This window comes from Thalassovita sp. (assembly GCF_034670005.1).
In the GTDB taxonomy this organism is placed as follows: Bacteria; Pseudomonadota; Alphaproteobacteria; order Rhodobacterales; family Rhodobacteraceae; genus Thalassobius.
This window is the reverse complement of sequence record NZ_JAXMOH010000007.1, coordinates 1-19740: the sequence shown is the minus strand read 5'-3', so window position 1 is coordinate 19740 and position 19740 is coordinate 1. Positions and strand designations below refer to the sequence as shown.

General features: G+C 58.1%; 14 protein-coding genes and 2 pseudogenes. 12 read left to right on the top strand and 4 right to left on the bottom strand.

Going from position 1 to position 19740, the window contains the following annotated elements; all coding sequences use genetic code 11:
* Both VOI23_RS12825 and dctP read right to left on the bottom strand, forming a co-directional pair.
* Positions 1 to 1248: a TRAP transporter small permease subunit gene (locus VOI23_RS12825; RefSeq protein ID WP_323785262.1), complete on the bottom strand. Its 1248-nt coding sequence runs from the start codon at positions 1246 to 1248 to the stop codon at positions 1 to 3.
* Positions 1249 to 1332: 84 nt separating this feature from the next.
* Positions 1333 to 2433, bottom strand: a complete 1101-nt coding sequence (dctP, locus tag VOI23_RS12820; protein ID WP_323785260.1) for a TRAP transporter substrate-binding protein DctP — start codon at positions 2431 to 2433, stop codon at positions 1333 to 1335.
* Between the two features lie 488 nt (positions 2434 to 2921).
* On the opposite strand from dctP, the pseudogene VOI23_RS12815 reads away from it, so the two are divergent.
* Positions 2922 to 3146, top strand: a pseudogene (locus VOI23_RS12815) (IS5/IS1182 family transposase); the annotation flags it as partial.
* Between the two features lie 299 nt (positions 3147 to 3445).
* On the opposite strand, the gene VOI23_RS12810 reads toward VOI23_RS12815, so the two are convergent.
* Together VOI23_RS12810 and VOI23_RS12805 are read right to left on the bottom strand one after the other, a co-directional pair.
* Positions 3446 to 3781 (bottom strand): hypothetical protein, encoded by a 336-nt coding sequence (locus VOI23_RS12810; RefSeq protein ID WP_323785259.1) that lies wholly within the window; start codon positions 3779 to 3781, stop codon positions 3446 to 3448.
* A gap of 140 nt (positions 3782 to 3921) precedes the next feature.
* Positions 3922 to 5145 carry a hypothetical protein gene (locus VOI23_RS12805; RefSeq protein WP_323785258.1) on the bottom strand — a complete coding sequence of 408 codons (1224 nt, stop codon included), beginning with the start codon at positions 5143 to 5145 and terminating at the stop codon, positions 3922 to 3924.
* Positions 5146 to 5393: 248 nt separating this feature from the next.
* Between VOI23_RS12805 and VOI23_RS12800 the strand changes: the two genes are divergently transcribed.
* From VOI23_RS12800 to VOI23_RS12750, 11 genes and pseudogenes are all read left to right on the top strand, one after another.
* Positions 5394 to 7802, top strand: coding sequence for an outer membrane beta-barrel protein (locus VOI23_RS12800; RefSeq protein ID WP_323785257.1), 2409 nt, complete (start codon positions 5394 to 5396; stop codon positions 7800 to 7802).
* 786 nt (positions 7803 to 8588) lie between these two features.
* Positions 8589 to 9203 carry a hypothetical protein gene (locus VOI23_RS12795; protein WP_139193630.1) on the top strand — a complete coding sequence of 205 codons (615 nt, stop codon included), beginning with the start codon at positions 8589 to 8591 and terminating at the stop codon, positions 9201 to 9203.
* A 283-nt stretch (positions 9204 to 9486) separates the two neighbouring features.
* A pseudogene (locus tag VOI23_RS12790) lies at positions 9487 to 9888 on the top strand (arsenic resistance protein); the annotation flags it as partial.
* A complete protein-coding gene (locus tag VOI23_RS12785; protein WP_323785256.1) occupies positions 9885 to 10736 on the top strand; it encodes a PhnD/SsuA/transferrin family substrate-binding protein in 852 nt (283 codons plus the stop codon). The pseudogene VOI23_RS12790 and the gene VOI23_RS12785, both read left to right, overlap by 4 nt.
* Positions 10733 to 12157 carry a HAMP domain-containing sensor histidine kinase gene (locus VOI23_RS12780; protein WP_323785255.1) on the top strand — a complete coding sequence of 475 codons (1425 nt, stop codon included), beginning with the start codon at positions 10733 to 10735 and terminating at the stop codon, positions 12155 to 12157. Before VOI23_RS12785 ends, VOI23_RS12780 begins: the two co-directional genes overlap by 4 nt.
* Positions 12154 to 13374, top strand: a complete 1221-nt coding sequence (locus tag VOI23_RS12775; RefSeq protein WP_323785254.1) for a sigma-54-dependent transcriptional regulator — start codon at positions 12154 to 12156, stop codon at positions 13372 to 13374. Before VOI23_RS12780 ends, VOI23_RS12775 begins: the two co-directional genes overlap by 4 nt.
* A gap of 152 nt (positions 13375 to 13526) precedes the next feature.
* Positions 13527 to 14045: an arsenate reductase (azurin) small subunit gene (locus VOI23_RS12770; RefSeq protein WP_323785252.1), complete on the top strand. Its 519-nt coding sequence runs from the start codon at positions 13527 to 13529 to the stop codon at positions 14043 to 14045.
* Positions 14046 to 14058: 13 nt separating this feature from the next.
* Entirely contained in the window at positions 14059 to 16524 is a 2466-nt protein-coding gene (locus VOI23_RS12765) for an arsenate reductase (azurin) large subunit (RefSeq protein WP_323785250.1), read from the top strand.
* A gap of 68 nt (positions 16525 to 16592) precedes the next feature.
* Positions 16593 to 17846, top strand: a complete 1254-nt coding sequence (gene glp, locus VOI23_RS12760; protein WP_323785249.1) for a gephyrin-like molybdotransferase Glp — start codon at positions 16593 to 16595, stop codon at positions 17844 to 17846.
* Positions 17843 to 18427 carry a nitroreductase family protein gene (locus VOI23_RS12755; RefSeq protein ID WP_323785248.1) on the top strand — a complete coding sequence of 195 codons (585 nt, stop codon included), beginning with the start codon at positions 17843 to 17845 and terminating at the stop codon, positions 18425 to 18427. The genes glp and VOI23_RS12755 overlap by 4 nt, the downstream gene beginning before the upstream one ends.
* 395 nt (positions 18428 to 18822) lie before the next feature.
* On the top strand, positions 18823 to 19272 hold the full coding sequence (locus tag VOI23_RS12750) for a poly-gamma-glutamate hydrolase family protein (protein ID WP_323785247.1): 450 nt from the start codon (positions 18823 to 18825) through the stop codon (positions 19270 to 19272).
* Positions 19273 to 19740 lie beyond the last annotated feature (468 nt).

Sequence of the window (19740 nt, the reverse complement as noted above, 5' to 3'; positions counted from 1 at the left end):
TTACGCTCCCTGAAGGCTGTTGCGGACTGAGTTGAGATCGGAGGCAAGCTTGGAAATCCCCTGAAGGATCAGAAGAACAGCCCCCACGACGATGGCCCATTTGAACGGCCAGTAGGCGATTTGCCATTCCGAGAACGAAACCTCGTCCACGACCGTTGCATCCATCGCGAAGATCCAACCGGTCACCAGCAACGTGCCTGCGAAGATGAAGAAGAAGATCGAGGTGAAAAGATCCACCACCGCTTTGCGCAAAGGGGACCAATCCGCATAGAACACATCGACCTTGACATGCGCATCGGTCAGCGCGGCATAAGAGCCCGCGATCAGATATTGCATGCCGAACATCAGGTACATGCCTTCATGCACCCAGATGGTGGGCGAGTTGAAGACATAGCGCGCCACCACTTCGTAGTAATAGGCGATCACTGCAATCACCATCCAGTAGCTGACAAATTCCCCGGTATAGAAGGACAGCCGGTCGATCGCGCCAGTCCAGCCGGTGCCGATATGATCCTCGTCCTTCTTGGTTTCTTCGGCTTCGACTTGTTCAAGCCGTTCCACCGCCTCGTGTTCGATCGCATCCAGACTGCCCCCCGAGGGGTCTTCGCCCTCTTCGGCGCTGCGCAGGTTGGCCCGATTGACCAGGCCCGGCAGCAGGGCCACATCGACCAGCATGAAGGCGCAAATAATCATGAAGGCATAGAAGGCCCTGTTCGCCCAGTTGGCGCGCGCGGCTTTGGCCTCTGCCAAAGCCGGTTCAGCGGCTTTCTTGCCGGTACGCGCCTTTTCAATCCGCGCGGTGTCGTCGATCACGGACTGTTCGGCCTTTTCCAACGTCAGTTTCGCGCGTTTCTCGGCGAAACTGCCTTGTTCGGCGTCGGCCAAGTTGGCGCGCAGCGTCGCGATCTTGCCATCGGCTGCGGCGAGTTTCGGTTCCAGGCGCTCGATCACACGTTGAGCGCTATTTACTTCGTTGGCCGCCTGAGATTCGGCTTCGCGCGCGACTTTCCCCTGCGCGTTCGCAAACAGGATGGCGAAGAAGATCGGTAAGTAAAGGAGCCCCCACAGGTTGCGAAGGTATAGGCGATGAAGTCCAAGAATTCCCCCGGAAATCAAGATCATGTAGGCGATTGGGCTTGAATAGCCGCTGGTCTTTGTCCGCCGTGCCATGATCATGGCGACGATCGGGAAAACGATCAGCGTGCCCCAATAGACCCAATGGGGCAGGATGAAGCTAATGCTTGGCATGGGTGGTTCCGTTCGGTCTGTCGGATGAAGTGCGCCCCCGAGATTGGTCCGGGGGCGCGACGGGTTTTCAGGTTGCGATCCGGATTACAGGTCCAGGGTCTGCCCTGCGACCATTTCGGGCGTCACGTATCCCAGCGAACCGGACATCATGTAGTCGAGCTGAGTCTTGAAGACCCGCGCGGCATCCTTGTCGCGGTTTGCGTATTTGAACCAGATCGGCACGGCCACTTCGGTCATGATTTCGACGTCGGTCTGGCTGAGACGGGTGACTTCGGTGCCGTCGGCCTCGAACTTTTTCCAGGCTTCCTGGTCGGCTTTCTGGATCGCCGCGTGATGCGCGTCGGAATAGCTGTGAGTTTCCATTTCGACGAATTGCTTCATCTGCGGGCTCAGCGCGTTCCAGCTGTCCATGCCCACGGTCAGGTCCATGATATCGACCGGCTGATACACCGACATGAAGCCCGGAGGGCCCATCGAGATGTATTTGGTCACCTGGCTGAAGCCGAGAGCATAGTTCACCGCCGGACCGACATAATCGGCCACGTCAATGGTGCCCTTTTCCAGTGCCGGGAAGATGTCCGAACCGGGCAGCAGCGTCGTCTTGGCGCCGAGCGCCGAGAACAGTTCGGCCACCATACCGCCGGGCGCGCGCATCTTGCGGCCGGCGAAATCGTCGACCGACCGGATCGGCACCTTGGAGTGGATGATGTTCGGGCCGTGATGGATCGGGCCGACAAAATACATGTTCTGTCTGGCGTAAAGTTCACGCGCATGTTCCAGACCGCCCAGACCGTAGTAATAGACGTCGAATTCATGCGGGTTGCGCAGGCCCAGCGGGTAGCTGGTCAGGAACATGGCCGCGGGAATGATGCCCTGAGCGTAGATGGTGAACGGGTTCACCGCGTCCAGAACGCCGTTTTTCACGGCATCGAAAAGCTGAAAATCGCCGACGACATCATTGGCACCGAAAGGCTTGAAGGCCAGTTCGCCACCAGTTTTCTCTTCGATCGAAGCCGCCCAGTCCTTGAATATCTGCAGCCCGATACCGCCCGGCCAGGACGTCTGAACTTTCCAGGTCGTCGTTTGGCCCGCAGCGGTTGCAAGCGACGGTGCTGCCAAGCTGGCCGCACCCGCAGTCGCCAAACCGCTCAGCGCGGCGCGGCGGGAAATTGGTTTGCTGGTCATATGGTTCTCCTCCCATTTTCTGACGTTCGTCCGAAATCTCAGCGATCCGGGCACGCGTCAGTGATTGAGTGTTACAACCGGGCAAGAATTGGTAAAGTATATTCGCCAATTATGGAAATATTTTCCGTATCGTGGAAACGCAACGGCCCGTTCCCCAGTATGTCAGGAACGAGCGAGATCAGTCGCAGATTTTCAAAGCGGAAACCGCTAAAGAATTGAACTAAATTGGATTTTTGACACCGTGCCAGCGGCATCAGCAGGACGTTTCAAATGGGTCTGAGCCAAATATCCAGTCTGATCTGGAACGAGATGTGGTTATGCCACGAAAAATCACCTAATCGTTCCCCGCAGAAGTGGTCAGCCCGCATAGTCAGATAACGGAGCCAAAAACAGGGGAATCAAACGCCACAAGCCGGAAGAAAGGGCCACAAAGTTACGATAAGTTTGGTGTTCTTTAGCCTGCTCGATCCGGTGGCCGTTACCGGCCAGTGGACGCAACCTATTTGAAAGCCGATCTCAGGGCCTCCAGTCTGCGCGGCAAAAAAGGGGGGCGTGGACGACTGGTCGGGCGAACCAAAGGAGGCTTGAACACCAAGCTCCACGCAGTTACCACCACCAAAGGGCGCCCGATCCGGCTCTTCATGACCGCCGACCATGTGAGCGATGACACCAGCGCAGCAGCACTTCTCGGCGGCCCGCTAAGAGCAGGGTGGCCGGCTGTGAGAGGCAATGAGTCTGGAACCTAGCGCAGCATCCAAGACTAAATTTTTCAATCAGCTAACTATGCTCTTTCCCGATGGCAAATCCTCCTATCAGTGACATCGGTTCAATACCGAAAGTTCCAAATGCGTAGACGATGCCGGTCGCCAGAAGCAAAACAGCATTTATCGACTTAGGTAAATTATCGACTTAAGTATATGACGTTTTCCACGCACTATCCCCGCAACACTAGCGGCGATCTGGCGGGAAGGCAGTTCATCCCATCAGCTCAGCAAGGCTGACAGAACAGTTGCTAGTCTGGCAACGGCACTTTCAAAATCCGCTCTTCCAAAGTGTGCCCGCGATTGCCGCCAGACCCCTGAAAGTTGCGCCCGCCATAGTAACGTGGACCATTTCCACGGCTGCCTTGCCCACCGTCTTCATGGTCACCATCTTCATGATCGCCATCTTCGTGACCGCCGTCTTCGTGACCGCCGTCTTCGTGACCGCCATCTTCGTGACCGCCATCTTCGTGACCGCCATCTTCGTGACCGCCGTCTTCGTGATTGCCACCTGCCCCGCTTCGCTCTTCAGGGCTTTGCTGATCCGTCTCGGCAGGGCGAATTTGCGCACTAACACCTGATGTCATGAAGGCGCCGCTAGTTAGAAATGCGGCACCAGCCAAAAGAAAAGAGCGGCGTATTTCAAAACGAGTCATATTGGGCTCCTTTTCCAGACCGGGAAGGGCCACAGGAAATTCCTGCAGCCCAACGGCTTTTTTCGAGCAGGTCACAGATCTTCAGGCACCGCATATTCGTGAATATACTCCACGACCATGCGAGCATCGTCTGCCGCGAGGGTGTAGGCTTCCAAACTACCTGCAGCGCTTGCATCGAGCGTTCCGAAAACAGCGTCGTAGATGTTGACCTCGGTCGGGACAAAGCTGCCGTCCGGTTGCTCGATCAGCACCACGGCCGTGACGTCGCCATAGGTGTCCAACCGGCTATAGGTGAAGGTCGAGTAATCGATCTCCGAGTAGGTCACACTGCCAATCGTCGCGGTGTTGATACCCAGAAACGCATTGATGTAGGCGATCTCGTCTGCCGTGAACACGCCGGTCTTGTCCGTAGCCGCCGCGAGGAAAGCAGTCGATGCGGCAAGATCTTCGGCGGTGAAGACACCATCAACCAAAAAGTCAAACTCTGTTCCAGGAAGATCGGCAACACCCGGGATAGTACCGGTTGTAAGCAAGGCGACATAAATCGCCAAGTTTTCAAGCGGAGAATCGATTGTTTTATCGACACCATCGACGGTAAGAACAATTCGCCCAGCCGGATCCAAAGTAATGGCCGTGGCTGCGTTCAGAAGGGCGATAACTTCGTCTGCGCGCGTGTCAAGCACCTGAGAAGGTGAACGTCCGACATTCAACCGGCCCAGTTCGACTTCCATCGTCAGGGTTTCATCCACAGGATGGCCCTCTTCGTCCAGCGGTATCAGGTTGCCCTCTGAATCCAAAGGCTGGACAAAACCTTCCGGTGTCAGGATCGGAACCCCATTTTCATCACGAAGAATGATCCAGAGATCGCCGAAAAGATCCCCCTTATTCGAACCTGCCGAAGCGGGTCGTCCGCCACCGGCACCGTCCTTTCCACCGGGCTGACCGGCCCAATCGGGGCGATCGGAGTCCTCATCGCTTTCCGAAGCTGCCGGGCGGTTGGAATTCCCTGCGCCCCCCGCCGAGGGCGCCACCGGGTCGGCGGCTTGCGAACCGTTGCCCATTCCGGTGATATTTCGGAAGATATCATTCAAGCCGCCCCCACCAGAGTCACGCGCGTTGCGGCCTGCGTTTTCGTTGCCCATGCCGCCAGCGTTCTGACCCTGATTACGGGCACCGTTGTCGTTTTCTGCATAAGCGGCGTTAGTAACTAAGGGCGAAGTCTCCAGCGCTAACAACGCACAACCTGTAAAAAGCCCCGTTCTGACAGTTTTCAAAATGTTCCTCTGAGCACGCATCGATTTTCCTCCCAAGCCATCCAGATTAAAAAAAACGAAGGGCACTCTAACAGCCGCCCTGCCAGCAAATGATAACAAAAAAACACACATTCAAGTTTTGATTTGGAACAAAGACGAAGGGGTTGTACTGTTAGAAAATGCTATATTACACTTTTCACGTCGCCATTTGAGCAACTTCATGCTGGTTCACGGAAGTTGAATATCGGGAAAGAACCTAACGCAGAGGCGAAGCCGGAGACTTGGGGAAAATGGCAAACAAGACCAAGGTGATCTTCGTGTTGTCGGCAAGCACCGCTTTCGCAACCGTTTCACCTGCCGCTTCCGAAGCAGATGACCCAAACATCGAATTCAATATGGGTGTTGAGGTTGCCGAGACCTTCACTGACAACGTCTTTCTGACATCCAATTTCAAGCGCAGCGATTTTGTCACGACTGTTTCACCATGGCTGACCTGGTCGTACGGAACCCAAGACTTCAAACTCGATCTGAACGCCAACGCGGAAATCAGTCGCTATTCGAGCTTCGCTTCTGAAAACACCGAAGACTACCAGATCGGTATGGATGCGCGGTACCGGATGGAGAATGGTATTTTCGTTTTTGGAGGTATTGACCACGCTTGGGAACATGAGGATCGCACCTCTCCGGATGACGTGAATGGGCTTGGGCCAACGCAATTACGCGAAGCCACCGGGTATTTCGGCGTTGGCGGCAATCAAAACGGCAGGTCTTTCAGGTTGGGCGTGAATGTACGCAACCTGGATTTCGACGACACTCCGGCAGCCGGCGGCTTAACGGTCAACAATGACGACCGAGATCGTCGAGACGTCGAGATTGGTGGACGCTTCGGCCTTCAGAAAACCGCGACAGGCGAAATTTTCCTGCAAGGCATCTACGAACAGCGCGACTATGACACTGCGATCGACGATTTCGGGTTCCAAAGATCGTCCAAAGGATTTCATGCCATCCTGGGTTACTCCGGTAAAATCGGATCTCTGACAGGCGAGGCACAGGTGGGGGTACTTAGCCGCAACTATGACGACCCGCGGTTTGGCACTGTGACCACGCCAACGATCGGTGCTGATGTTGCCTGGCGTACGGGACCGAAAACCCGGATAACTGGGAAAGTAAAACGGACCCTCGAAGAAACGACGGCTTTCGGCGCGTCTGGCTACATCGCGACAACGGCAGGGGTAAGAATTAGCCATTCCATCGCGCAGGATTTTTCTCTGGGCAGCTATTTTTTCCTGACCCAGAATGACTATCAGGGAATCAACCGAAAAGACATCCTCGGAGAAGCCGGGATTGACCTGAGGTATAACCTGAATCCACGTAATTATATTGATTTTTCATATGGTTACAGACAAAGATCGTCGGACTCAGCGGGTTTTGACTTTGACGAGCACCGGTTGTTCTTTGGATTGGGCACCGACTTGAAACCCCGCTACGAGAAACGCGCCGGTGACGTCGCTTCATTCGGTTCGAGCGAGTTTTATGCGGGCGCCATGACCGGGATCAGCGCTCTCCAAACCAGAGTGGATAGTCCGCGCGGCTCGGGCGGGAACCTGATTGCAGATTTTGGCGGCAGCAACACCATTGGTGGTGTGTTTGCCGGTTATCGTGTGGGTTTTGATCAATTCGTGCTTGGGGTTGAGCTTGATGCGGAGCTTGGGAAGACGACTTGGAGCCACAATGCGAACCGAAGCTTCTCGGTTGAGGCCGGGAACGCGGTTGGGCTGTCGGCAATCACCGGGTTTCGGACCAAACACGGCAATTTCGTCTACGGTCGCTTTGGCCTGAACAGCACGGAGTTCACCAGTCACTATCAACAGCACGGAAGCAGTTCTGTGTTGAATGACAGAAAGCTTGGTTTCGATGTGGGCGTGGGGGCGGAAATTCCACTGGGCGGCGGTTTATCCGGTCGTGTCGAGTACCTAATCCGGGCCTACGACGATTACTTGATCGGTGCGCCTCTTGGTGGCGGGAACGACGATAATTTTGCCAATGTCCAGGCAGTCGCCCGATTTGGCTTGTTGTATCGCCTCAACGCCCAAAACGAGATCAAGGCCGAACCCGTCGATTTCTCGGGCCTCTATGCAGGCGGCTTTCTTAGTCATGGTACATTGCAAAGCAATAACACTGGCCCAAGACCAAGCGGATCCGCACCAGCTTTCACACTTGACGCAACGCGCTCGGGACAAGGGTTTTCACTGGGTATTCAAGGCGGATATGGAAAGCAATTTGGTGCGTTTTACCTTGGTGGCGAAGTTGACGTTGAGGCCTCGACCGCCAACTGGAATATCGAGCGAAGCCCGGTTGGAAGGGTGTACTCGCTGAAGAAGAAGAACTCCATCGGGGCATCGCTGCGCGCGGGCTATGTGATCAACAATAGTGTCCTAACCTATATTCGGGCAGGATTGGTCCGTTCCAGTTTTGACAGCAGTTATCTTGAATCTGGAATCGTAACTGCCGGGACCGTTAATTTGAATGGTACTCGCATTGGTGCCGGGCTTGAAATCGCTGTCAGCCCAAAAACCCATCTTCAGCTCGACTATTCGCACTTCGATCACGGAACACATCAGGTCAATTATGGCACGGGTGTTGATCAATTCGATACATCGTCAGACGTCTTCACGGTTGCGCTAAATTATCGCTTTTGACAGAGCGGGCAGACCAATTCGAAATGATCTGGTAATCCCCCCATTTTTAATGGGGGATTACCTCGGCAGCTAAGTATCGCAGCTTGCCTACCCCAGAGGTCCCTCAGTTTGATTTAATAGAACCAACCGCAAAGGAGCAGATGAATGAGGAAAAGCCGTTTGATCAAGGCGCAGTAATTCTAAGGATCGCTGAATATAAGGAATGGGCTGCTCAACGCTACGCGCACTGCTTTGGCGCGAAATTCCTCTCTCGGTCGTGATGCCATATCTGTTCTCCTTTGCGACACGATACGTGGTCAAAGGAGCGGCACAATCCCGCGACAGGTCCAACGCCAGACCGTTGCACTTCATGCCCCCCAGCTTGCAGAAATTTCGGAGCGAAGGGCGGGAACCGGCCATTCGCGTCAAATCGCACGCATGACCGGTTCGGGTGTGAAGCGGTCGTTCGCCACGCCCAATGAGAACATAGGCTACGCGGAGCTTGCTGACACTGCGGCCTGGACGCTTCGCCCCCCCTCGGCAACTTGTTTCAGAGGAAAGGCATTTGCCCCCTGTCGGAGCGCTACGAATGCCTACCCAGCCCTGCGGAACTGGCGGAATCCCACCCATGTTATTGAATAACACTTGAGGGTTATTGACTAACACGTGAGGTCATATCTTGTTGGCCACAAGATTACGACAAACGACCGGTTAACGCGTTTGTCTGGCAACACGGCGAACTGGCGACAATCCTGAAGCACAAGCGCCATACTACCACCGCGACCTGCGGTAAGAAGGAGCAAGAACATGAAACTCTTGATAGCAACAGCGACGGCTGTTCTGGTTGCATCTCAGGCATTTGCCGGCTCGTACGAGGTAAGATGCGAGACAACGAAAGTGCCGTATCAGGAAACCGTCAAAGGCGGAACTCCCGAGAAAGTAATCGGCGGGGCGATTATCGGCGGGGTGCTCGGGAAAGTCGTGACAAAGGAAAATGCCGGTGCTGCCGCCGGCGCCATCATCGGCGGCGCCGTCGCCAATGAGACGAGCAAGAGGACCGTCACCAAATACAAAGACGTCGAAACCTGCACGAACGTTTTCATTCCCGAGCGCGTCACGGATGAGGAAAGGCTTCGACAGGCCTTGCTGGATCTGAACGGCGGCAAGTCGGTCAGCAAGGAAATGATCATGGACGTGCAGTATACGATCGGCGTCGGCCATGACGGAAAATGGGGGCCAAAGTCCAAGCTGGCCGCCGAGAAATACCTGGCAAACCTCGAGCCTGACGCGCCGCTGTATTCACTGGTGGTCAATGATGTGGTCATCGTCAGTTCGGCCGACGTCAATGCGGTCGATCAGATCAAGGATGCATTGCTTGAAGCAGGTGTCGACTCGCAAATCTTTGTCGATTTGCAGCAATAAATATCAGCGGCGCTACTCAATGTAGCGCCGCCGGTGACAGCCGGAAAAATTGCCCGAACCAAGGTTCGGAACCTGTTCCTCAGGCAATCGGCAAACTTGTCGGCGCATTTCGGATGCTCGCGCTATCCACATTGCAGTGGAGCCGAAATTACTCGCTTGTGAAATCACTCCAGAGCGGATCATTGGCGCAGGTCTCGGACATGCTCCGGGACAGCGGTCATCGAGCCAACGAAGTTCAGCTCCGGGCTCATTCCAGACCTTCGCTGCGGTACGCGCCAACGACATCCTCGGTCGGCCGCTGGTAATTGCGCTGATCGCGGTCCCGATCCTGTTTCAATCCTACGGTATTTTCTTTCTGGCTTAAGCCTCGGCCTGGCTTCTGAAAGTGCCGCACCGGATCGCAGCGCCCTGCGCTTTGATCGAAACATCAAACTTCTTCGAACTTGCTGTCGCCGTAGCGATCAGCCTTTTCAGCCTGAATTCCGGCGCCGCTTTGGCCACTGTTGTGAACGTACTGGTGAAGGTCACGGTGATGCTTTCTCTTGCCGCCTTTGCGAACAGAACCCGGGCAAGACGAATGCCCATTGAAACTCCCGGTGTCAAACCGGGAAGCCCGGCAAGAAGGGGGGATTGCCCTGTCGCGCGCATGAGGCGTAGGCTGTCAAGCGGGAGGAAATATTCATGAAGCGAAGGGAGTTGATCGCGGCGATCGCCGCATCGACCGTTCTGTCGTCCCCCTCTGTGCTGCGGGCCGAGCAACTTTTCCGGCTCGCCCTGACGCCGGTGTTCCTTGATAACGACGCGGTGGTGATCGCACGGCTTCGCGACGCGCTCTCGGAAGGAATGGGGCGTGATATCGACCTTGTGCAGCGCAGGACCTACCAGGAAATCACCGGTGCGCTTCTGGATGGCTCCGTCGATGCCGCATGGGTCTGTGGCTATCCCTTCCTGCAGCACCGCGCCCAATTGAACCTGCTCGGCGTGCCGGTCTGGCGCGGCCAGCCACGGTACCAGTCCTATCTTATCGCCTCGGTCGCAGATATGGCTGCCAGTCTCGAAGACCTACGCGGCGGCATGCACGCCTTCTCTGACCCCGACAGCAATTCCGGCTTCCTTGTCACGGCCTCGGATCTCGCCCGGATGGGTGAAACGCCTGACACGTATTTCGCGCGTACCATCTTCACCTGGGGACACAGGAACGTGGTGCGGGCGGTCGCTGGTGGTCTGGTCCGGTCGGGCAGCGTTGATGGTTATGTCTGGGAAACCCTCGCTGAGGTCGAACCCGACCTCGTGGCGCGAACGCGGATCGTGGCAAAGTCCGAATGGCTGGGATTCCCACCCTTCGCAGCGCGGACCGACCGGATGGCGGATGCAGATGTCTCGTCGCTCCAGAACGCGCTGCTTTCGATGGATCAAACCGACGCCGGGCGCGCGGCGCTCGATCTGCTTTTCCTTGATGAGATCGCGGAACCTGACATCCGTCTATTCGACGGCATTGCCTCGCGCATGTCGGTACTGGAACAGGCGGGATGAGGCACGGAACGATCAACCGAATCCCGATCACGCTTCGGGTCGCCCTTGCTGTGGGCATTCTGATGATCGTGTTGGGAATGGTCGCATCACAGCAGGTGCTCCGTTCACTCAGCCGCCTGCACGACGACAGGTTGCGGGAAATTGCCCGGCTGCATGTCGAAGGGCTGTCGGTCGCGCTTGGGCCTCTCGTCCTGCACAAGGATGTGTGGGAGGTCTACGACACGCTGGACCGGGCGCGGGTGGCATCTGATGGGCAGCGGATGCTGTTCACGGTCGTGGCGGATGACCGAAACAGGGTTCTGGCCGCGACCGATCCGTTGCGCGCACCAGTCGACAGCGATGCCACGCCGTTTTCCGAAAATGCGTCGGACCTGTCGGGACTGACCGCATCGGGAAACGCGCCACAGGTCCGGGTTCGCGCGCCACTTCTGGTGGCCGGACGCATTGTTGGTCAGATCGTCAGCGAAATAGATGTCGGCGACCTCGTGGCCGAACGGCAAAGGATTACGCTTTATCTTCTTCTCGCCAATGCGGGGGCTACCTCTTTGCTTGTCTTTGCGGGGTATTTCCTTGTTGCGCGGATGCTCAAGCCGGTGACGCTGCTGGCCCAGCACATGGATAACGCAGGCGGCGCGCCCAGCCGGATACCGGAATCCGAGATACCGAAGTCGGACACCGAACTGGCCCGACTGCTTCGGACATTCAACACGATGATGGGGGCGATCGACGCACGGACCGAGGCCGAAAGGCGCCTCGCGGAACGTGAACGCTTCGTCAGTCTCGGGCGGTTGTCCTCGTCCCTGGCGCATGAGATCAACAATCCGCTGGGCGGGCTTCTGAATACCGTGGACACGATCCGCACCTATGCGAGCCGGCCCGAAGTGGTGCAGAAATCCGTCGATCTTCTGGAACGCGGCCTTGTGCATCTGAAGGACGTGAGCCAGGCGATTCTGGAGGAGAACCGCCTCGACCGGGCTGGCCTTCCTTTGCAGCCAATGGATTTCGATGATCTGAAATTGCTGTTCGAGCCCGAGGCGGCGCAGAAGGGTCAGCGCCTTGAATGGGATGTGCGGGCGGACACTGACAATCTGTCGTACCTGCCAGCAGCGCCGGTGCGGCAGATTATTCTCAATCTGCTTCTGAATGCATCGGCTGCGGCGCCTGAAGGCGGCAACATCAGCCTGAGCGTACAGTCTTCCGATAATGATAGCGTGGAACTGACCATCACCGACGATGGTATGGGGCTGAGCACGCAGGATCTCGACCGCCTGATGTCTTCGGCCCCGGTCGCGCCGGGCGGCGGCGTCGGCTTGCGGCTTGTTCATGATCTTGTTGGCGGGCTCGGTGGGCACATCCTGCATACCACGGGGGCAGGTCGGACCTCGCTGGCGGTCATCCTTCCCAAGGGTAAGACTGCATGACACTGAAAGGCCGGCATATCGTGCTCGTCGAAGATGACGAGATCATGGGCGGATCGATTCATCAGCGGTTGGAGCTGGAAGGTGCCTCCGTTACCTGGATCAAGCAAATGGGGCGCGGGCTATCCGCGATCAGGACACCGCGACAGCCGGTCGACGGCGTGGTCTGCGATATCCGCCTGCCGGACGGGACCGGGGAAGAACTGTACGAAACGCTGTGCCGCACGACAACCCCGCCACCCTTTCTGTTCATCACGGGCCAAGGGGGGATCGACCAGGCTGTGCGGCTGTTGCGGGCGGGAGCTGCAGACTATATCACCAAGCCGTTCGATATGGGCGGTTTCCTCAACCGGCTGGCGCGGATCCTGCGCCCCGAAGAAAATGTCGACCTGCCACATCAAACCGGGATTTCGGTAGCCGCGCGTCAGGTCGATGCACTGGCCGCCGAATACGCCGAAGGTGACCATCCGATCCTGATCCGGGGCGACAAGGGATTGGGCAAGGCACGTCTTGCGCGCAGGATTCACGACCTGTCGGACCGGCGTGCCGCCTCCTTCATAGAGGTTCGTGCGCATCGAAATGATATTGACGATCAGGCGCTGACAGCGGCCGTCGCCGAGGTGGGCGAAGGAACTTTGTATCTCAATGGATTGGAAAGCCTTGCAGCGGAAACGCAGGACCATCTCATTGAAACTCTGGCGGCCGACACACCGTTTCGCGCCGTGGCGTCGGTCTGGCCCACCGTCGACGAGCATATCATCGCAGGGGAACTGAGAGCGGACCTTCTCTATCTGTTCAAGGCGCATGAGGTTTTCATTCCTCCGCTCACCGAAAGACAGGACGATGCCATATGGTTGGCCAGACAGTTCTTCGAGGCGCTCAACCAGCGGCGCAATTTGCCCCTGAAAGGGCTGTCATCGCATGCAGAAAGCGCCATCCGCGTCCACGACTGGCCCGGCAACGGCCGGGAGCTTCGGGCGCGGCTGCTTCGAGCGGTCGAAGCGGCTCAGGGAGAATGGGTGTTCCCCTCCGATATCTTCCCCGAACTCGGAGCGGAGAACGACCGCTTCTCGACGCTATCCGAGGCGCGCGACGCCGCCGAACGGCAGCAGATCATCGCGGCGCTGGCGCGGACGGATGGTCATGTCCTCGAAGCGGCCAAGCTGCTGAAAATCTCACGCACGACTCTGTGGGAAAAGATGCAGAAATTCGGCCTCTGATCTGCTGCTGAAAATGTTCGGATTTCCGAACGCTTAAAAAAACCTTTAAAAATCAGTCAACAGCCGCACTGCGGCATTCCTCTCTTGGGCGTCGGCAGGGGCCGTGTCAGCGCCTACCATGGTATACAGAAAAACAAGGGAGGATTTTTTTCATGAAATGCAATCGGCTGGTCGATGCGGGCCGTCGTCAGTTCCTTCGCGGCAGCTTAATAAGCGCTGCGGGGGCTGCGGCGTCCACGGTGCTGCCTGCGCAACAGGCGCAGGCGCGAAGCCTCGCACGGGTGGATTATCCGCCCAACAGGATCGCCAATGTCTCGGACCTCGTGGTCAACGAGCCGATGGACATCGAATATCCCGACGCAGACAGCCCGGGCGTGCTGCTCAAACTCGGACAAGCGGTCGAGGGCGGTGTCGGACCAGATGGCGATATTGTCGCCTATTCTGTGCTCTGCCCGCACAAGGGATGGATACTCAGCTATAGCGCTGAGGATCGGACGCTGAACTGCCCCGGTCACCACTCACGGTTCGATACGGAAGCGGGCGGCCAGCAGATATGGGGCCATGCCACCAACAACCTGCCGCAATTCGTCCTGCGCGTGGACGACAAGGGCGACATTCATGCCGAAGGGGTGGACGAGCTGATTTACGGCCGTCTGTCCAACGTGTTGTGAGGGGGAAAAGATCATGGCTTACAAAAGACAGATAGACCGGCTTCCGATCATCCCGGCGGATGCGAAGGAACACAACGTAACCTGCCACTACTGCATCGTCGGCTGCGGCTACAAGGCCTACACATGGCCGATGAACAAGCAGGGCGGCACGGCCCCCGGCGAGAACAAGTTCGGCGTCGACCTGAGCGAACAGCAGTATCAGGATACCGAAGCTTGGTACGCGCCGTCGATGTACAACATCGTCAAGCAGAACGGCCAAGATGTGCAGCTGGTCGTCAAGCCGGACGTGAACTGCGAAGTCAATTCCGGGCTTGGTTCGATCCGCGGGGCACGGATGGCTGAAAACCGTCCCTCCAAGGTTACGGGCACGCAGCAGCAGCGCCTGTCGGATCCGATGGTCTGGCGCAACGGCGTCTGGCAGCCCACGACATGGGAGGACGCTCTCGACCTCGTGGCGCGGGTGACGGCGCGGGTGGTGACCGAAGGCTCCGAGGACGATCTTGTCGTGTCGATGTTCGACCACGGCGGTTCGGCCGGCGGGTACGAAAACACCTGGGGCACCGGAAAACTCTATTTCGACAGCATGAAGGTCAAGAACTGCCGGATCCACAACCGCCCGGCCTACAATTCCGAGGTGCATTCGACCCGGGACATGGGCGTGGGTGAACTGAACTACGCCTACAAGGATTACGGGCTGACCGACACCATCTTCATGGTCGGCGCGAACTCGATGGAGACCCAGACTAACCTCTATTTGAACCACATGGTGCCCGGTCTTCAGAACGGGGCGAAGTTCATCGCGGTGGACCCGCGTCGCACACTGACGATCAGCGCCTCCGAGCGATATGCGGGTAAGGAGAACGTCCTGCATCTTGCGATCAACGAAGGCACCGACATGGCGCTGTTCAACGCCATCCTGACCCATATCGTCGACAACGGCTGGGTGGATGCCGAGTTCATCGCCAATTCGACCTTCCAGAGCGGCGAAGCGGTGGCGCAGGACGAAGCCCATCCGGCGGGGCTTGGCAGCCTCGACTTCGCGATGGAAAGCTGCCGCACCTCGGTCGAGGAAGCGGCGGATATCTGCGGCGTTCCGGCGGCCGATATCGTCAAGGCAGCCGAATGGATCGCCAAACCGCATGACGATGGCAGCCGCCGCAAATGCGTCACCGCCTATGAAAAGGGCATCATCTGGGGCAACGACAACTATCGCACCATCGGTGCCTTGGTGAACATCGCCCTGGCCACCGGCAATATCGGCCGCGAAGGCGGTGGGGTCTGCCGCTTGGGTGGGCATCAGGAAGGGTATTACCGTCCGTCGGATGCGCATGTCGGCCGTCCCGCCGAATATATCGACCAGTTCCTGATCCGGGGTCTGGGCGGCGTGCACCACATCTGGGCCTGCGACCACTACAAGACCACGCTGAACGCATCCGAGTTCAAGCGCGTTCACAAGCGGCGTTCGGACATGGTGAAGGACGCCATCGACGCCGCCGCGGGCGGCACCCGTGAACAGGTTGTCGACGCGATCGTGTCGGCGATCAACGCGGGCGGGCTGTTCGTGGTGGACGTGGACATCATCCACAGCCAGATCGGCCAGAACGCCCATGTCATCCTGCCCGCCTGCGAAGCCAACGAGATGAACCTCACCTCGATGAACGGCGAGCGGCGGATGCGCCTGTCGGAACGCTACATGGACCCGTTCGGCAATTCCAAGCCGGATTGCCTGATCGCGGCCGGCGTCGCGCAGAACATGGAACGTGTGCTGCGCGAGATGGGCAACGATGCCTATGCCGATCAGTTCAAGGGCTATGACTGGCAGACCGAGGAAGACGCCTTCATGGACGGCTACAACCAGGGCAACCCGGAAGTGACCTATGACCGCCTGCGCGCGATGGGGAACAATGGGGTTCAGGAACCGGTCGTGGGCTTCGAGAACGGCGAACTGGTCGGGACCGAACGGCTTTATGCCGAGGGCACCTTCGACCGGCACGGGCGCGATGACAAGAAGGCGCTGTTCTGTGCCGCCGGTTGGCGGGGCTGGCAGGCGCCGGGCAAGGCGCGCGAAAAGGCCGCCCACAAGTTCTGGATCAACAACGTCCGGGCCAACATCTTCTGGCAGAACCAGTTCCTGGATCAGGAAAACGACTTCATCCAGGACCGGTTCCCGCATCCCTTCGTCGAGATGAATCCCGACGACATGGTCGACCTGGGCCTGAACCCGGGCGACCTGCTGGAGATCGTCAACGACAACGGCGTGACCCAGGGCATGGCCTATCCGACGCCGACGGCCAAGCGCGGCCAGGTGGCGATGGTGTTCGGCTCGCCTGCGGGCAGCCAGGGCAACGTGGTCAATCCCGGTGTGAACGAACTGGTGCTGCCCGACTACAAGCACTGCTGGGGCGACATTCGCAAGATCGCGAACGCGACGCCCGAGACGCAGGCGATATCCTTCAAGTCCAAGGAAGTGGTGCTCTGAGCATCGCAAACCGCGCCCGCCCCGAAACCGGGGCGGGCGTTTTTTCCATGCGCGAAGGGGAGAGCGCGATGGCCCAGCCAGATTTTTGTTCCACCGGGAATACGGGGGCAACGCTGTCGGTCGATGCGGCGCGTCTGAGAACCGTCGCCGCCGTAGCTCCTATGCGCGAGGCGGAGACGCTGCCACTCGACTTTGCCCTTGGCCGCGTTCTGGCTGATCCCCCCTCCGCGCAGGTCAACCTGCCCCCTTTCGACAACGCCGCGATGGACGGCTATGCGGTTTCGACCGGTGATTTTTCCGGGCATGGCCCTTGGCGGCTTCCCGTCTCGGACAGGATCGTGGCGGGCGACACAAGATCAGTCATCCTTCGGCCCGGAACGGCGGCACGGATTTTCACCGGCGCCCCGATCCCCGAAGGTGCGGATGCCGTTATTTTGCAGGAACGCGTGCGCCGCGACGGCAACACGCTGATCGTTGCCGAGGCCCCGCGTACATCGCTAAACATCCGGCGCCGGGGAGAGGATTGCCGCGCGGGAGAATGGCCCCTGCCTGCCGGACACCTGCTGACCGCGCCGCGCCTGGCCCTTCTCGCGGGAACCGGCATTCCCGAGATCTCTGCTTTCCGGAAATTGCGCGTCGGCCTATTCTCGACGGGCAGCGAGTTGCGAGAGCCGGGATCGCTGTTGCAGCACGGCCAGATCTACAATTCCAACCGCGTCATGCTGCGCGCCCTGCTGGCGCAGCCCTGGATCGAGTTGACCGATTACGGCATCCTTCGCGATGACGCCGACACGATCCGCGCCACCATCCGCCGCGCCGCAGAAGAGAATGATGTCGTCATTTCTTCGGGCGGGGTGTCGGCGGGCGAAGAGGATCATATCCTCGACGCCCTGCGCCGTGAGGACGCCACGCTTGACGTGCTGAAAGTGGCGATCAGGCCGGGCAAGCCTTTGACCGTGGGCCGGGTCGCGGACGCGCTCTATGTGGGCCTGCCGGGCAATCCCTATGCTGCGGCGGTGACCTTCAGCCAGATCGCGCGGCCCGCGCTGCGCAAGGCCGCCGGGATGACCGAGGTGTCGGACATCTGGCTTCCGGCCGTGTCCGGATTCGACTATTCCCGCAGGACAGGCCGGCGTGAATATGTCCCAGTGACCTGGGATCAGCGCGATGCAATGGGCAGGCCAATCCTTCAGCGTCTTGGCCGGGGGGCATCCGCTAGCCTTGGTCCGATCGCGATGGCGCGCGGCATCGCCGTCATCGACAAGGAGATGCCGCGTGTCAGTGTGGGCCAACCGCTGAAGGTGGAGCCGCTTCTCGAATGAGTCCGATCCTGGCCACGATCCATGCACGCAGATCGGTCAGCCCCCGCCGCTTGGCGGGTCGTGCCCTGTCTGACGAAGAACTTACCTTGCTCGCTGAGGCCGCGGCGGCCGCCCCCGACCACGGCAGACTCGGGCCCTTGCATCTGGTCGCCGTGGCCCACGGAGACCGTGCCGCCCTGGCCGAGGTCTTTGCCGCAGCCGCGCTCGAAGCGGATCCCGCTGCCACGGACGAAGACCTCGACCGGTCGCGCGGCTGCTCGCTCGCCGCTCCGACCCTGATTGCCGTCGTTGCGAATATTGATGATGGCCACCCATTGGTGCCTGTCAGTGAACAATGGATCTCGGTCGGCGCGGGCCTGCAAAACGTCCTGCTGGCGCTCGCGGCATTAGGGTGCAGGGGAAAGGTGGTCAGTGGTCGGCGCGTTGGGAGTATGGCGCTGCGATCAGCCTTTGGCCTCGGGGAAGGGGCACATCTTGTTGGTTTCATAACCATCGGCACTTTCGAAGGAGATCTCAAGCCAGCCCGACGCCGGACGGCTGACAGCGTTTTGTCGTTTTGGCGGCGACCGGAGGAATGTTGACTTGGGCGCTGCCATTGCAAGTTACCGAATCCAATTTGCGGCGGTTTAGTCCCATAGGTTCGCGGTAATGAGAGGCGTAGCGTTCCTCGGCTTTCCGCCCGAAATGCATGTACGACCTATGTGCCCAGCCTTCGACTAGATGTCTGCTTCGGGCTAACTCTGTTGAAAAACTCGGCAACCACGTTCGAAGGAGCAAAGCTGAGGGAAGCTGTTCCGACATCTTCGCAAAGGACCTCGAAATCCGGAAAATAGACCGCCAGGCAGGAACATTGTTCTACATTTTGGAGGGCACGGAGCTGCACAGGGACTTTTTCAACAGAATGGGCTGGGAGCAGTCATTCGGTACGAGACAGACGAAAGGCCGGCATGGGCCGACATCATCTGGGAGTTTGTGATTGGATGACGCGTTCTTTCAAATGCCTGAAAGATGCTTAATGGTCGACCGCTACAAATCCTTCAACGAACCTGCCGCCAACGAGCGGCTCGACATCGACTATCGCATTCGAGCCTTGGATCGTGGTTCAGAGGCAGTAATCTTGGTGCCGCACGGCGGATGGATCGAGCCCAAGACATCTGAGACAGCCTATGCAATCGCTAGAACCGATCTCTCGTTTTACACCTTCGAGGCTATAAGGATTGGAACTCACGGCGATTTTCACATAACTTCACATCGTTTCGACGAACCTACGGCCGTCGGACTTGTCGGCAGATCTTGGACCGCAGTTTCAATCCATTTAAGGCGGAACGACGGGACTGACATGGTGTGGTTAAGTGGTCACGCCACCCACCTGCGCGATGCCGGCTTTGAGGCTGAGCTCAACGAAAGACTGTCAGGTTTGGACTAGGTAAACATTTGCAACCGGACGCGCTCCGATTAGGGTGTACAGCTCGAGCTCACACGACTGCTGCGTAATTTGTTGGCGACGGATGCCAAACTTCTGCAGTCCTTCTCTGAAGCTGTTCGAAATTCGGTTCTGTCATCACCCGCCATCTTTACATCCTGTATACGGCGCATTCGACGGATGTATCCTTTGGCGGCGCGTGACGGTTTTGGGGTTGCCTCTTGTCGCGTGGATTTTCAGTAGGTACGGATGGGGCAGGTTTGGGTTGCCTGGACGATCAGCACGATCCTTTCGATCATCGACATGATCTTTGGCAAGGCAATCGGTCACGCTATTGGTGTGTTCATTATCGCGAAGCTTACTTAGTTTAGTGATTGAAAATTAAGGGCTGAATGGGGGCTACATCATTACCCCACCCTACAACCTTCAATAATTTCAACGATTTGCGTTGAAAAACTGGTGCGGTCGAGA

Excerpts from the sequence above, each read along its gene's own strand:
- VOI23_RS12825 (WP_323785262.1), bottom strand. The coding sequence starts at position 1,248 with ATGCCAAGCATTAGCTTCATCCTGCCCCATTGGGTCTATTGGGGCACG.
- dctP (WP_323785260.1), bottom strand. The coding sequence starts at position 2,433 with ATGACCAGCAAACCAATTTCCCGCCGCGCCGCGCTGAGCGGTTTGGCG.
- VOI23_RS12810 (WP_323785259.1), bottom strand. The coding sequence starts at position 3,781 with ATGACATCAGGTGTTAGTGCGCAAATTCGCCCTGCCGAGACGGATCAG.
- VOI23_RS12805 (WP_323785258.1), bottom strand. The coding sequence starts at position 5,145 with ATGCGTGCTCAGAGGAACATTTTGAAAACTGTCAGAACGGGGCTTTTT.
- VOI23_RS12800 (WP_323785257.1), top strand. The coding sequence starts at position 5,394 with ATGGCAAACAAGACCAAGGTGATCTTCGTGTTGTCGGCAAGCACCGCT.
- VOI23_RS12795 (WP_139193630.1), top strand. The coding sequence starts at position 8,589 with ATGAAACTCTTGATAGCAACAGCGACGGCTGTTCTGGTTGCATCTCAG.
- VOI23_RS12785 (WP_323785256.1), top strand. The coding sequence starts at position 9,885 with ATGAAGCGAAGGGAGTTGATCGCGGCGATCGCCGCATCGACCGTTCTG.
- VOI23_RS12780 (WP_323785255.1), top strand. The coding sequence starts at position 10,733 with ATGAGGCACGGAACGATCAACCGAATCCCGATCACGCTTCGGGTCGCC.
- VOI23_RS12775 (WP_323785254.1), top strand. The coding sequence starts at position 12,154 with ATGACACTGAAAGGCCGGCATATCGTGCTCGTCGAAGATGACGAGATC.
- VOI23_RS12770 (WP_323785252.1), top strand. The coding sequence starts at position 13,527 with ATGAAATGCAATCGGCTGGTCGATGCGGGCCGTCGTCAGTTCCTTCGC.
- VOI23_RS12765 (WP_323785250.1), top strand. The coding sequence starts at position 14,059 with ATGGCTTACAAAAGACAGATAGACCGGCTTCCGATCATCCCGGCGGAT.
- glp (WP_323785249.1), top strand. The coding sequence starts at position 16,593 with ATGGCCCAGCCAGATTTTTGTTCCACCGGGAATACGGGGGCAACGCTG.
- VOI23_RS12755 (WP_323785248.1), top strand. The coding sequence starts at position 17,843 with ATGAGTCCGATCCTGGCCACGATCCATGCACGCAGATCGGTCAGCCCC.